Annotated in this window: 12 protein-coding genes; 6 read left to right on the plus strand and 6 right to left on the minus strand. The window is 72.6% G+C overall.

Annotated elements, in window-relative coordinates:
* Nucleotides 1-109: 109 nt before the first annotated feature.
* From E5671_RS07575 to E5671_RS07585, 3 genes are read left to right on the plus strand one after another with little or no spacing between them, the layout of a single operon-like run.
* Nucleotides 110-1,039: an MBL fold metallo-hydrolase gene (locus E5671_RS07575; RefSeq protein ID WP_160510041.1), complete on the plus strand. Its 930-nt coding sequence runs from the start codon at nucleotides 110-112 to the stop codon at nucleotides 1,037-1,039.
* Nucleotides 1,036-2,541: a carboxylesterase/lipase family protein gene (locus E5671_RS07580; RefSeq protein ID WP_160503071.1), complete on the plus strand. Its 1,506-nt coding sequence runs from the start codon at nucleotides 1,036-1,038 to the stop codon at nucleotides 2,539-2,541. Before E5671_RS07575 ends, E5671_RS07580 begins: the two co-directional genes overlap by 4 nt.
* 57 nt (nucleotides 2,542-2,598) lie before the next feature.
* On the plus strand, nucleotides 2,599-3,288 hold the full coding sequence (locus E5671_RS07585; protein WP_160503072.1) for a YoaK family protein: 690 nt from the start codon (nucleotides 2,599-2,601) through the stop codon (nucleotides 3,286-3,288).
* Between the two features lie 23 nt (nucleotides 3,289-3,311).
* On the opposite strand, the gene E5671_RS07590 is transcribed toward E5671_RS07585, so the two are convergent.
* The 3 genes from E5671_RS07590 to E5671_RS07600 all read right to left on the minus strand — a co-directional run bounded on the left by E5671_RS07590 (nucleotide 3,312) and on the right by E5671_RS07600 (nucleotide 5,849).
* On the minus strand, nucleotides 3,312-3,773 hold the full coding sequence (locus E5671_RS07590; RefSeq protein ID WP_160503073.1) for an SRPBCC domain-containing protein: 462 nt from the start codon (nucleotides 3,771-3,773) through the stop codon (nucleotides 3,312-3,314).
* Nucleotides 3,774-3,783: 10 nt separating this feature from the next.
* Entirely contained in the window at nucleotides 3,784-5,139 is a 1,356-nt protein-coding gene (locus E5671_RS07595; protein ID WP_160503074.1) for an MFS transporter, read from the minus strand.
* Between the two features lie 149 nt (nucleotides 5,140-5,288).
* A complete protein-coding gene (locus E5671_RS07600; protein ID WP_160503075.1) occupies nucleotides 5,289-5,849 on the minus strand; it encodes an NAD(P)H-dependent oxidoreductase in 561 nt (186 codons plus the stop codon).
* Between the two features lie 137 nt (nucleotides 5,850-5,986).
* Here E5671_RS07600 and E5671_RS07605 point away from each other — a divergent pair, with 137 nt between their 5' ends.
* Nucleotides 5,987-6,640 (plus strand): TetR/AcrR family transcriptional regulator, encoded by a 654-nt coding sequence (locus E5671_RS07605; protein WP_160503076.1) that lies wholly within the window; start codon nucleotides 5,987-5,989, stop codon nucleotides 6,638-6,640.
* A 13-nt stretch (nucleotides 6,641-6,653) separates the two neighbouring features.
* Here E5671_RS07605 and E5671_RS07610 read toward each other — a convergent pair whose 3' ends face one another.
* Nucleotides 6,654-7,610: a GlxA family transcriptional regulator gene (locus tag E5671_RS07610; RefSeq protein ID WP_443032779.1), complete on the minus strand. Its 957-nt coding sequence runs from the start codon at nucleotides 7,608-7,610 to the stop codon at nucleotides 6,654-6,656.
* Between the two features lie 170 nt (nucleotides 7,611-7,780).
* Between E5671_RS07610 and E5671_RS07615 the strand changes: the two genes are divergently transcribed.
* The gene (locus E5671_RS07615; protein WP_336605693.1) at nucleotides 7,781-9,070 is read left to right on the plus strand and encodes an MFS transporter; all 1,290 of its coding nucleotides are present in this window, start codon (nucleotides 7,781-7,783) and stop codon (nucleotides 9,068-9,070) included.
* A gap of 73 nt (nucleotides 9,071-9,143) precedes the next feature.
* On the opposite strand, the gene E5671_RS07620 is transcribed toward E5671_RS07615, so the two are convergent.
* On the minus strand, nucleotides 9,144-9,695 hold the full coding sequence (locus E5671_RS07620) for a DinB family protein (protein WP_160503078.1): 552 nt from the start codon (nucleotides 9,693-9,695) through the stop codon (nucleotides 9,144-9,146).
* Nucleotides 9,696-9,754: 59 nt separating this feature from the next.
* Nucleotides 9,755-11,557 (minus strand): ABC transporter transmembrane domain-containing protein, encoded by a 1,803-nt coding sequence (locus tag E5671_RS07625; RefSeq protein ID WP_160503079.1) that lies wholly within the window; start codon nucleotides 11,555-11,557, stop codon nucleotides 9,755-9,757.
* 160 nt (nucleotides 11,558-11,717) lie between these two features.
* Between E5671_RS07625 and E5671_RS07630 the strand changes: the two genes are divergently transcribed.
* Nucleotides 11,718-13,721 (plus strand): ATP-binding protein, encoded by a 2,004-nt coding sequence (locus tag E5671_RS07630; RefSeq protein ID WP_160503080.1) that lies wholly within the window; start codon nucleotides 11,718-11,720, stop codon nucleotides 13,719-13,721.
* Nucleotides 13,722-13,803 lie beyond the last annotated feature (82 nt).

The following is a 13,803-nucleotide window of genomic DNA, read 5'->3' on the forward strand; positions in this document are numbered from 1 at the left end:
TCCGGGGTAGGCAGCGGCGGGTCTGGCTGACCTGCGCGGACACGACGACGGTGGTGATCCGAAGCCCGTCCCCCGGCCATGGAGCACCCCGATGGAACAGATCGAACCGCTGGAACAGATCGAACTCGGCGACGTTACCGTCACCCGCGTCAAGGAGTACTACGGCCCCGTCGGCATGACGCCCGGCCAATTCCTCCCCACCGCCCCGGAGGGCGCCTGGCGCGACAACGACGCCTGGCACGCGCCCCACTTCCTCGACCCGCGGACGAACATCGTCAACTCCGCGGTCCAGAGCTGGATCCTGCGCAGCGAAGGGAAGACCATCCTCGTCGACACCGGCGTCGGCAACCACAAGGAGCGCCCGTACTCCCCGGTGTGGAGCCACTTGCGCACCGGTTTCCTGGCCGACTTGGGGCGTGCCGGTGTCGCCCCTGAGGACGTCGACATCGTGATCAACACGCATCTGCACGTCGACCACGTCGGCTGGAACACCCGCCTGGAGGGCAGGGACTGGGTCCCCACCTTCCCGAACGCCACCTATCTGCTGCCCAAGGACGACTACGACTTCTGGAACCCCGAGAACGGTCACAAGCCGCTGCTCGGCCGCGGCAACCAGAACGTCTTCGAGGACAGCGTCGCCCCCGTGCATCAGGCGGGACAGGTGCACCTGTGGCATGGAGACCACCGGATCGACGCCAACCTGCGCCTCGAAGCGGCCCCCGGACACACCCCCGGATCCAGCGTGCTCACCCTCGCCGGCGGGACCGACCGGGCGGTCTTCGTCGGCGACATGCTGCATAGTCCCGTCCAGCTCGTCGATCCGGACCACAACAGCTGCTTCTGCGAGGACCCCGTCGGCGCCCGCGCCACGCGCCGTCGCATCCTGGGCTGGGCCGCGGACCACAACGCGCTCGTCGTTCCCGCGCACCTGGGAGGCCACGGCGCCGCCGAGGTCGAGCGCTCGGGCAGTGCGTTCGCCATCAAGGGGTGGGCTCCCTTCACTCCGTACGTGCGCGACGGGCTGGTGGCGAAGGCATGACCGCCGAGAACCGCACCGTGACCACGGCGCAGGGCATGGTCGCCGGCGCCCGGCACGCGGGCGTCACCGTCTTCCGCGGCATCCCGTACGCCGCGCCCCCGGCCCTCACCGGACGCTTCGCCGCGCCTCAGCCGCACGCCCCGTGGCACGGCGTCCGGGACGCGACCGCGGCGGGGCCGACCGCACCGCAGGCCGAGCGGAACCTGGGCGGCATCGACATGTCGCCCTACTTCGGCCCCGGTTGGGTCCCCGGGGAGGACTACCTCACCCTCGACATCTGGGCCCCCGACCACCCCGAGCACCAAGATCCAAAGGAGGCCCTGCCCGTCATGGCCTTCGTGCACGGCGGAGGATTCGTGGCGGGTTCGACCAGGGCGAGCCTGTACGACGGCACCGCCTTCGCGCGAAGCGGCGTCGTACTGGTGACGGTCAACTACCGCCTCGGCATGGCCGGTTTCCTCGACCTGCCCGGAGCGCCGCGCAACCGCGGTCTCCTCGACGTCATCGCCGCCCTGCACTGGGTACGGGAGAACATCGCGGCGTTCGGAGGCGACCCCGGCCAGGTCACGCTGTTCGGTCAGTCCGCCGGCGCCACCCTCACCGGTGCCGTCATCGCCGTGCCGCAGAGCAGGGGCCTCGTGCGCCGCGCCATCGTGCAGAGCGGCAGCGGCCTGGGCGTCTTCTCGCCCGAACAGGCAGCCCGGGTGACGAAGGCGGCAGCGGCCGCCCTGGGCATCGCGCCACGCGCCGACGCCTTCGAGGCCGTCCCCGACGTGCGCCTGGTCGAGGCCACGGCCCGGCTCGGCGGGATCGACCTGCGGACCACGACCGCGTACGACCCGCTGATCGGGCTCAGTCCCTTCAGCGTGGTCGCGGACCGCCAGCCCGCCGACGCCGTCGCGGCCGGGCTCGGCAGCACCGGCATCGATCTCCTCATCGGTACCAATGCCGAGGAAGGCAACCTCTATCTCGTCCCCTCCGGTGCCTACGCCACCTCGACGATGGCCGACGTCCGGGCCGCGGCCGAACGCTCCCACTCCGAACCGGACTTGCTCGTCGACACCTACCGCGCGGCGCACCCCGGGGCCGCCCCCGGACAGCTGCGCTCCGCCGTCATGGGCGACGCGCTGTTCGGCAAGGGCAGCTGGGCCCTGGCCGATGCTCACGCCGAGCGGTCCTCCGGCGCCACGTACAGCTATCTGTTCGACTGGCGCTCCGGCGCCTTCGACGGGCTGCTCGGCGCCACCCACACGATGGAACTCCCCTTCGTCTTCGGCCTCGACCCGGCCCGACTGCGCGGTCCCGCCGCGCTGTTCGGTCCCGGCAGCCCTCCTGCCGACCTGGCTCCCCGCATGCACGCCGCGTGGATCCGCTTCGCGCGCGCCGGCGATCCCGGCTGGGCTCCGTACGACACTCATCGCCGGGCCGCGATGGTCATCGGCCGCCGCTGGGCGGTGCGTGAGGATCTCCGCGGCGACGTGCGCCGGGCCTGGAGGCGGTGAGGTGAACGGCAGGCACGGGCGGGTCGGGCGACGGGCCGTGCCTGCCGAAGAAACGGTATGAACTCATTGCTCGACCGGGCGGCCGTCCGCCTCTTCCCCGGCACCGAGGGCCATCACGGCGTACTGCCTCCGCTCCTCGTCGTGCTGACCTTCGTCACCGGCCTTGTCGACGCCGTCAGTTATCTCGGCCTCGACCGTGTATTCGTCGCCAACATGACCGGCAACGTGGTCTTCCTGGGGTTCGCGCTCGCGGGCGACGTGCAGCTGTCCGCGACGGCCTCGCTCCTCGCGGTCGGCGCGTTCGTGGCGGGCGCGTGGGCGGGCGGGCGGATCGCGCCGCGGGTCGCGCGGCCGCTGTGGCTCTTCGCGCTCCTCGTCGGGGCGCATGCCGTGCTGGTGGCGGCGGCCCTGCTGCTCGACCTCGCCGCCGACGCCAAACACGTTCTGATCGTGCTGCTCGCGCTCGGCATGGGCGTGCAGAACGCCGTGGTCGGCAAGCTCGCCGTACCCGATCTGACCACCACCGTCCTCACGCGCACCCTGACGGGCCTCGCCTCCGACCGGCTCGGCCCGGCGTCCGTGCGCAGGTCCGTGTCCGTCGCCGCGATGTTCACCGGCGCCCTCGCGGGCGGGCTGCTCCAGCTCAACCACGGCACGGCCGCCGCGCTCGCGCCCGCGCTTCTGCTGCTCGCCGCCGTCACGCTGGCGGCGGCCCTGCGCGGCAGGTCCGAGGCCCGCGCGAGCTGAGGCGCCTTACCGCTGCGCGGCGCCTACCGCGTCTCCTCGACGAGCCGGGCAAGATTCGCCAGCGCCATGCGCGTCCCCGTCTCGTTGTCGGCGGCGGGCACGCTGTCGGGGATCCCTTCGTGCAGGACCAGGACGTCGGTTCCGCCGTCCGCGTCGGTGAGCGTGGTCGTCATGGTCATGGTGCCGCGCAGGGCGGGATCCGCGGTCTCGAACGCGAGCACTTCGACCACCTGCTCGTCCGGTACGAGCTTCGCGAAGTGGCCGTGGTACGTGTCGGTGTGCGAGGCCGACTTGCCGGCGCCGGACGCTGCGTCGTAGGTCAGCGAGACGCGGAACCGACCGCCTTCGCGGGCGTCGAAGGTGTGCACATGGCTGCTCATGCCGTCCGGCACGCGCCAGCGCGCGATCGCGTCCGCGTCCAGAAGCGCCTGGTAGACGGCCGAACGCGGGGCGTTCACATGTCCGGACACCTGGGTCGAGTACATGAGAACCAATCTAGGACGCCGGCCGCTCGCGCGGGACGTCGTCCTCTTCCGGAAGCCGGTCGCCCAGGCGCGCCAGCGGGGAACGGGCCATGAACAGCGGGGACAGTGCCAGACAGGCGGCGGTCAGCAGCAGGCTCGTGCGCAGGCCCCACGCGCCGGCCAGCACGCCACCGAGCAGCGATCCGACGGGCGTGAGGCCCATGCCGGCGAAGTTGACGGTCGCGACGACCCGTCCCTGCATCGGCACGGGTGTGATGGCCTGGCGGACGGCCATGAGCGTGACGTTGACCAACTGGCCGAAGACGCCGAAGACGAAGTTGACCGCCATGAGCGCGCCGATGGTGACGGCCGCGGACCCGTGCAGGGCGGGCACGCAGAGCATCACGCCGTCGGCGATGACCGCCGAGGCCACCACCACCCTGCCGTAGCCGAACCTCTCCGGCAGCCTCGCCGCGAGCAGGGAACCCACCACCGCGCCCGGACCCATGGCGGCGAGCGCCAGACCGACCGCCATGCCGGACAGGTGCAGTTCGCGCGGCAGGAAGAGCAGGTAGACGGTCATCACCGCCGCGAACGAGAACTGGAAGAGGGCCGAGGCAAGACCGACGGCCCGCAACGACGCATTGCCGGCGACGAAGCGAAGGCCTTGCTGTACCTGTCGCCAGATGCCCGGAAGCCGCTCGGCCCGCGCAGCCCGCTCGGGCAGCGACTCGCGGCGGCGGATGCGCCGGATGGAGAGGAAGGACAGCGCGAAGAAGAACGCGCCGACGACAGCGGCGGCCGGAGCGGAGAACAGCGACACCATCGCGCCACCGAGCGCGGGCCCGCCGATCTGTGCCGCGGATCTGCTGCCTTCGAGCGCGCTGTTGCCCGCCGGCAAACGGTCGCGGTCCAACAGCCGTACCAGCGAGGCCTGGTAGGCGACGTCGAAGAACACACTGAGGACACCGATGAGGAAGGCGACCACGAGCAGCGCCGGAATCCCGAGCACTCCGAGCACGTACGCGAGAGGGATCGCGCCCAGTGCGAGAGCGCGCCCGAGGTCCGCGACCACCATCACGTCGCGGGAGCGCCGACGGTCCACCCACGCGCCCACGAAGAGCGAGAAGAGCAGGATCGGCGCCTGCTCCACCGCGCGCAGGGCGCCGAGTTGGCCGGCGCCGACGTCGAGTGCCACCACGGCGATGAGCGGCAGGGTGACTTGGCTTGCCTGCGCCCCGAGCTGCGAGGCGGTCTGCCCCAGCCAGAGTCTGCGGAAGTCGGCGTCCCGCCACAGGCCCGACGGAGGGCGGGCGGGAACGGCAGGAGAAGCGGACGGCACAGGGACCCCTTGAGGCAGCGAAAGGTTCGCCGTGCCGCAGCTCATGGGCAGCACGCGATGACAGGCCGATGGCGGCCTACGACGTCAACGCGCGCTTCAGCGACCGGGCATCTCACTCAACTCCTCGCGGGACACGTGGTGTTGGCAAACTATCTTCCGGTCACGCTGCCACGTAAGTGCTTTTCGCCGGAGCGTCAGGCAGCGGCGGGCGCGGCCTGCTCGGTGAGGCGGGTGACGACCTCGGTGAGGGCCGTGGCCACCTCCACGTCGTCGGCCGGGTGGGTCTCGGCGAAACGCGTCAGGGAGGCGGGGATGGACAGCTTGACGTCCTCGATGACCGCGCCGCCTGCGATGCCCGCGGCCTTGCGGGCCTCGTCCTGCGCCCACACGCCGCCGTACTGACCGAACGCGGTGCCGACGACGGCGACCGGCTTGCCGGAGATCGCACCGGCGCCGAACGGCCGGGACAGCCAGTCGATCGCGTTCTTGAGGACCGCCGGCATGGTGCCGTTGTACTCGGGCGAGAAGAGCAGGAAGGCGTCGGTGCTGCCCGCTGCCTCGCGCAGGCGGGCCGCTGCGGCCGGGACGCTGTCCTCGGCGTCGATGTCCTCGTTGTAGAAGGGCACGTCCGCGAGGCCCTCGAACAGCTCGATGTCCACATCGGCGGGCGCGTGCTTCGCGGCGGCCTCGGCGAGCTGGCGGTTGTGCGAGCCGGCGCGGAGGCTGCCGACGAGGGCGAGGATGCGTACAGACATGGCGGAACTCCTGAGAAGTGCGGACGGAACGGAACTCACATACGGGAAACGAATCAAGCGGACCGGGGTCCGTTTAAAGTTGTACCACCTATCCGGACCGCGGTCCACTTAGCTGTTCGGAGCGCTACGCTGGACCCATGACCGGCTCCGTTCCCCCGCCACTCCCCTCGCCCGGCACACCGGGCGGGGCGGCTGAGCTCACCCTCACGCCGGCCGGCGAACCGCCGTCGCTCAGGGCCGACGCGGCGCGCAACCGCACGCGGCTCCTTGAAGCCGCCTCAGAGCTGATGGCGGGGTGTGGAGCCGCCCAGCTGACCATGGACGCGGTGGCCGCGGCGGCCGGAGTCGGCAAGGGGACCGTCTTCCGGCGCTTCGGCGACCGCACCGGACTCCTCGTCGCCCTGCTCGACCACCGCGAGCAGCAGCTCCAGGCCGCCTTCCTCTCCGGCCCGGCCCCGCTGGGCCCCGACGCCCCGCCCCGGGAGCGCCTGCACGCGTTCGGGCCCGCCCTGATCCGCCACGAACGCGACCACCACGAACTGATCCTGTCCTCACGGACCGATCCGCTGCGCACCTACGCCGTCCCGGCGAACCGGCTGCGGCTCACGCACGTCACGATGCTGCTGCGCCAGGCGGGCGTCGCGGGCGATGCCGAGCTGCTCGCCCACACCCTGCTCGGCTCCATCGACAGCGTCCTCGTGCACCACCTGACTGTCGAGCTCGGCATGCCGCTCGCCCGCGTGGACGCCGGGTGGCACGACCTCGTCACCCGGCTGGTGCCCGCGTCCTAGCCTCGGCGCGACGTCAGCCGGGCATGCCGCGATAGGTACGCCGGTAGGCGGCCGGAGTCGTGCCGAGCAGGCGGTGGAAGTGCTGGCGCAGGCCGTCGCCCGTGCCCAGACCGGCACGTTCGGCGACGGTGTCGACGGGCAGGTCGGTGGTCTCCAGGAGCGCGCGTGCGTGGGTGACCCTCTGCTGGTTGAGCCACTTCAAAGGGGTGGTGCCCACCTCGCGGGCGAAGTGCCGTTCGAAGGTGCGTACGCTCATGCCCGCGCGGGCGGCGAGTTCGGCGAGGGGCAGCGGCCGATGCAGCCGCGTCAGGGCCCAGTCGAGCACCGGGGCAAGACCGGCGGAGGCCGCGGCGGCCTGCCCCGCCGGCACCTTGGGCCGGGCGTACTGCGCCTGATCACCTTCCCGGTGCGGGGCCACGACCATCCGGCGGCCCACCTCCGCGGCGGCGGCCGCGCCGTGGTCGCCGCGCACGATGTGCAGGCACAGGTCGAGCGCGGCGGCCGTGCCCGCGCTGGTCAGGATCGATCCGTCGTCGATGTAGAGGGCGTGGTCGTTGACCCTGACCCCCGGGTGGCGGCGGCGCAGTTCGTCGGCGTACATCCAGTGCGTCGCCACCTCACGGCCCTCGAGGAGCCCGGCCGCCGCCAGCACGAACGCGCCCGAGCAGAGGGAAGCGATCTTGGCCCCGCGGTCGTGGGCCTCGCGCAGCGCGTCGAGAAGCGCGGGAGGCGGTTCGTATCCGTCCATCACGCAGGCGGGGACGATCACCAAGTCCGCCGAGCCGAGGGCCTCCAGGCCGTGCGGACTCTCCAGCAGCAGCCCGCCCACCGCGTGGTGCGCGCCCGGCACGGTCTGGCACAGCACCAACTCATAACCCGGGGAGGGGATCTCACCTCGGTCCTGGCCGAACACCGCGCACGGCACGGCGAGTTCGAAGAGCGAGGACGGCGAGAGCAGGGTGATGGCCACGCGCAACGGGGACGCCGAAGCGGCGGGGCGGGCGGGACGCGGGGAAGGCATGACGTAAATCTAGTGGAACCTGGCGTTTACGTCACTGGTCCTGTGTCGCCGCAGGCCACAGGCTCGGTACTGCCGGTGCACACAGCGACTGGCGCTACACACGACGGAAGGTGGCTGGCGTGGGACGAGGACAGCGGGGCGCCCTCCGCGGCGTGCCCGTGCAGTGGCAGGTCAGCGTCGCGGGGATGGCGGCGGTCGGCGTCACTTTCGGCTTCGCGCGCTACGGCTACGGACTGTTCCTGCCCGAGTTCCGGCGCGCGTTCGACCTACCGGTCGCGCTGGTGGGCCTGATCGCGAGCGCGAGCTACGTGGGATACATCGTCGCCCTGCTGTCGGTCGGCATGCTCGTCACCCGGCTCGGACCACGCCCCTTGGTCGTGATCGGCGGCCTCTCCGCGGCGGGCGGCATGGGCCTGGTGGCCTGTGCCCGTGGGCCGGTCACGCTGACCGCAGGCCTGGTCCTGGCCGGCACGAGCCCGGGGTGGGTGTGGGCGCCCTACTCCGACGCGGTGGACCGCATGCTCGCGCCGCACCTGCGGGAGCGGGCCATGGGCGCCATCGCCACGGGCACCGCCTTCGCGGTCACCGTCGCGGGCCCACTGGCCCTGGTCGCCCAGGGGCCGCGCTGGCGCCACGCCTGGCTGGCCTTCACGGCCGCCGCGCTCCTTGCCACGCTGTACAACGCCCGGGTCCTGCCCGGCGGAGCCCGGCGAGCCCGCGGAGCCGGGCGGGACGCCCCCACCGCTGGGCCTCTCCCCGCGCGCCGGCCCGGCCTCAGGCGTTTCGCCCGCGCCGCGGCCATCCCCCTCTACGCGACCGCCCTGTCCTACGGCCTTGTCGGCGCCGTCTACTGGGCCTTCGCCGTCGAGGCCGTCTCCGAGCACGCGGAGGCGGGTTCCGATGTCGTCGCGCCGCTGTTCTGGACGCTGATGGGGCTTTCGGGCACCGCGGGTGTCCTGACGGGGCACGCCATCTCCCGGTACGGGCTGCGCCGCGTGCACCGGGGAATCTTCATCGGGCTCGGCGGCGCCGCGGGCCTGGTGGCCGTTGCCGGGCTGCCCGGCATGGCACTGCCGGGCGCGCTGCTCTCCGCGCTCGTCTACGGGCCGTGCTTCATGGCCGGTTCAGGTCTCCTCGCGGTGTGGAGCTACCGCGTCTTCCCGGACCGGCCCACCCCGGGCTTCACCGCCACCGTCCTCTTCCTCGGCCTGGGCACCGTGGCCGGCCCCGCGCTTCTCGGGGCCCTCGCCGAACACCGCGGTCTCCCGGCCGCCTTCGCCGCGACCGCTCTCACCGCGGCGCTCACCGCGCTGATTCAGCCGCCCCGTGGAGAGCGTGCGGCGCGCCCGTCGCCAGGGCCCAGTAGCGGTCGCCGTACGGCCAATGCCGCCACTTGGTCGGGGAGTTGATCAGAGGCGTCGATGCTGACCACGGCGCCCTCGACGCCGTAGTCATCTGCGGGCGGGCGGAGGCCGTCACCGTCTATACGCCTATCGCGCCGTCGATCCGCTCACGGAGCAGGTCGGCGTGGCCGTTGTGCCGGGCGTACTCCTCGATCATGTGGATGAGCACCCAGCGCAGCGACACCGTTCCGCGCCAGCCGTCGTCGCCCTCGATGTCGAGGTCCGGCGCTTCGGCGACGAGGCGGTCGGCGAACGCCACTTCGGAACGCCAGGCCTCCCACGCGGCGGCGATGACGGCCGGTTCGGGCAAGGCGCCGTCGAAGTCCTGGTCGGGGTCCGTGTCCGAGCCGAAGAGGGGCGGCGCGCCCTGACCGGCGAGGACGCGCCGGAACCAGCGGCGCTCCACATCGGCGAGGTGCCGGACGAGGCCGAGCAGCGAGAGCGTGGAGGGTTTCACGGACCGCCTGGCCAACTCGGCGTCCAGGCCTGCGCACTTCAGCTCGAGCGTCGTGCGCTGGGCCGCGAGGAAGTCGACGAGCATGGCCCGCTCGTCGCCGGTGGTGCGCGCGGCGAGCCGCCCGTCCCGCTCCTCGTCGACGAACAGCTCGGCTCGCCTGCGTCCACTGGTCATGCCCGCCATCCAACCCTGAGTGTCATGTCCGGGACCAGCCCTTGCCAGCGGCTCGGCGATCATGCCGACGTCGCGAGGAACTGCGTCGCCGCCAGCTCCCCGTACAGGGGATCGGCCGCCACCAACTCCTCATGGGTGCCGGACGCACGGACCCGCCCGCCGTCCATCACCACGATCCGGTCGGCCAGCGTCACCGTCGAGAGGCGGTGCGCCACCACGAGGACCGTCACCTCCCGTGAGACCTCGGCGACGACGTCGCGCAGGGCCAGTTCGTTCACCGCGTCGAGTTGCGACGTCGCCTCGTCGAGGAGCAGGAGGCGCGGCTTGCGCAGGAGCGCCCTCGCTATCGCCACGCGTTGGCGTTCGCCGCCGGACAGCTGGGAGCCGCGGTGTCCGACCAGCGTCTGAAGACCGTCCGGCAGCCGGTCGACGAGGGTGTCGAGCCGGGCGCGTACGAGTACGTCCTGGATCTCGTCGTCGGTCGCGCCGGGCGCCCCGAAGAGGAGGTTCTCGCGCACGGTGCCGGCGAGGACGGGCGCGTCCTGTTCCACGTAGCCGATGACGGAGCGCAGTTCGGCGAGCGGCCACTCCCGCACGTCGCGGCCGTCGACCAGGACGCGTCCGCCGGTCGCGTCGTAGAAGCGCTCGATGAGGCCGAAGACAGTGGTCTTGCCCGCGCCCGAAGGGCCGACGAAGGCCGTCATGCCGGGGCCCGGGATGTCGAAGCTCACGCCGTGGTGGACGTACGGAAGGGCGTCGCGGTAGCGGAAGGTCACGTCCTCGAAGGCGACGGCGGCGGGGCCGTCGTGTCCCGTGTGCTCCGCGGTCTCGGTGACGTCCTCCGTCTCCAGACGTTCGGCCCGTACGATCCGCGCGATGGCCGCGGAGCCGACCTGGTACTGCGAGACGCCCTCGACGAGACGGGAAACCGGGTCGATCAGATAGAAGAGGAAGAGCAGGAAGGCCACGAGCGTCGAGACGGAGATGGCGCCGGACGCGACGCGTGCGCCGCCGATGCCCAGGACGGCGAGGAACGAGACCTGCACGGCGAAGCCGACCGAACTCCAGGCCACCGCCTGCCACTTGGCGGAACGCACCCCGTGCCGCCAGGCCTCCTGTGCGGCGGCTTGCACGGCGGCGGTCTCGCGCTCCTCGGCGCCCGAGGCCTTGAGCGTGCGGAACGCGCCGAACGCCCGCTCCAGCGCGGTCGAGATCGTGCCGACCGCTTCCTGGGCCCGTTCCGTCGCGCGGGCGATCTTCGGCATCACCAGGGCCACCGCGCCGCCGATGAGCACGATCACGCCGAGGGTGACGCCGAGCAGGACGACGTCCATGAGGGCCATCATCACGATCGTCGCGATGAAGGTGAGCCCGCCCGCTACGGCGGACACCACGGACTGCGTGGTGACCGCGCGCAGCAGCGTCGTGTCCGAGGTGATCCGGGACATCAGGTCGCCGGGCTGGGTGCGCTCCACCTCCGGCAGGCGCAGCCGCAGCAGCCTCCCGATCAGGGTGCGCCGGGCCGCGAGCACCACGGATTCGGCGGTGCGTTCAAGGACGTACGCGCCGATGGACTCGACGACGGTGCCGAGCACCACGAGGGCGGTGAGCACGAGGATGATCCCGGCGATCGAGTCGTCGCTGCCGAGCCGGTCCACGAGGGCTTTGGCGGCGAGCGGCTGGGCGAGGCCGGTCGCCGCGCCGATCAGCGTGCAGAGGGCGCCGAGCGCGACGACCCAGCGGTGCGGGCGGAAGTAGCGGTAGAGCGCCCGCCAGGTCTCGCCGGCGGAGAGCCGCTCCTGCGCCGGACTCTCAGGTGCCGGTCTCTTGTGGGCCGGCTGCTCCGGCTCGTTCTTGGTCACGCCGGAAAGGACGCCGGGAAGGCTGATCTACCTGACCGGCGGCCCGGCCCTTCGCCCCGTAACCCAGATCGGGCCACGGAGTTAGAGGATCTGTCGAATTCGTTGCAGTGACGATTCTGCACGGCGAGTGTGGCGTGGGGCGGGCCCGAGCGTGAAGGGGATGACAGGGCTGATGCGTGTGCGCGGGGGTGGCCTGATGGGCCGGACCGAGGAACTGTCGAGCCTCCGCCGCCTGCTGGCCCAGAGCAGGCTGGTGACGGTGGCGGGCGGCGCGGGCGTCGGCAAAAGCACCCTCGCGGCGCACGCGGCGGCAGCGGTGGGCAGCCAGCTGCCGGACGGCGTGATCATGGCGCGGTGGTGGGACGGCGGCCCAGCGCGGGGCCAGTCGGTGGCGCGGGCGGTGGTCGAGGCCATGGACGGTGAGATGGACGGGGCCGAGGAGCCGCCCGCGGACAGGAGTACGCGGCCGCCCGCAGGCGGCGGTGAGCCGGGCGGCGGGGCCGGGGGCGGGGCTGGGGAGTGGGAGCTTGTTTCTCGGCTTCGGGGGCGCCGGGTGCTCGTCGTTCTCGATGACTTCGATCCCGTACGCGACGAGTGCGTACGTCTGGTGCAGTCGCTGCTGCTGCTCGCGCCCGGCGTCCGTGTTCTCGCCACCGGGCGTCAACCGCTCGGTCTTGGGCAGGAGTTGGTGCTGCGCCTGAGGCCGCTCCCCGTCGGCGCACCGGGGTCGGAGGAGGAGCCGGGGCCCGCGGTGGAGCTGTTCATGGAGCGGGCGCGCGGTGCACGGCAGCGCCGGGGCGTCGCGCAGACCGCCCCCTCTCCCCCAGCACCCGACGAAGCCGAACTGCGCGCCGTGAGTGACATCTGCGCTCGGCTGGAAGGCGTACCGCTCGCGGTGGAGCTCGCCGCGGCGCAGACCGCCCTGCATCCGCCCGCGCAGCTCGCGCGGCTGCTGCGGCCCGCCCAGGGGTGGCTCGGGAAGCCGGAGGCGCCCTTGCGGCGGCACCGGTCCTTACGGGCCGCCGTGGGCGCGAGTTACGCGCTGTGCGGGCAGGCCGAGCGCAGCGTCTGGGCGCGGCTCAGCGTCTTCGCGGGAGAGTTCGACGAGGACGCCGCCGTCCACGTGTGCGCGGGCGGCGGCCTGGACCGGGAGCTGGTGGCGTCCTGCCTCGCGCGGCTCGTCCTGGCTTCGGTGCTCGAACCGGTGCGTGACCCCGGCGGCGTGCTGCAGCCCCGCTATCGGCTGCCGGCGGCGGCCCGCGGGTTCGGCGGCGAACGCCTGGAATCCGTGGGCGAGTCCGCGGCGGCGGCCACCCGCCACCTCGCCTGGTACCGCACCGTCGCCTCGACCGCCCACCAGTTGTGGAGCACCGGACGGCACGAGCAGGCGACCCTGCTGCTGCGCGACGAGGAGCCCGACCTGCGGGCCGCGCTTGAGCGGGCCCCGCACACCGCCGACCAGGGTGCGACCGCCCTGGACATGGTCGTGGACCTGTGGTTCTGGTGGGCGGTGTGCGGGCACGCCGCCGAGGGGCGTGAGCATCTGCGGCGGCTGCTGCCGCTCGGCCGCACGGACACCCCGGGGTGCGGGCAGGCCCTGTGGCTGGCGGGCTGGCTCGCGGCGTGCACCGGCGCACCGGATGCGGAGGAACTTCTCGGCCAGGCCTGGCGCGTGGCCGTTCTCTCCGGTGACGACGCGACCATCGGCCGGGTCGCCCACGTACAAGGCGTCATCGCGCTGCGCGAGGGCGAGACGGAACGCGCCATCGAGCATCTGCGGGAAGCCGCTCACACGGTCCCCGCCCACGCCGGCCACGGCCCGCCCGCCGCGGTCAGCTGGGCCCAGCTCGCCGTGGCGCAGGCGCGCATCCGGCCGGCCGACGCCCTGCGCAGTGTCCGCCGAGCGTCGGCCGGGACGCAGACGCGGCACGACATATGGACGCGCTCCATGACGCAGTACGCGCACGCCCTCGTCGAGCATCTGCGCGGTCGGCGCAGCCGGGCCTGGCGCCGCGCGCACAAGGCCCTCGCCGGGGTCGTCTCCGTGGCAGGGCCGCTGGGTGCCGCCTCGGTCCATCAGCTGATCACCGCGATCGAACACGGCCCCGCGCTCGACGGAGTCGAGTGGGCCCCTCCGTGCGGGTGGAATCCACCGGGCACTTGAGGCACTCGGGTCAATATGGGCAAAAGATGACCAGCCATCTGATTCGTTCATCTTCTTGCGGTCTACACATGGTCCGACCCGG

The sequence above is a fragment of the Streptomyces sp. BA2 genome, assembly GCF_009769735.1.
Lineage (GTDB): Bacteria > Actinomycetota > Actinomycetes > Streptomycetales > Streptomycetaceae > Streptomyces.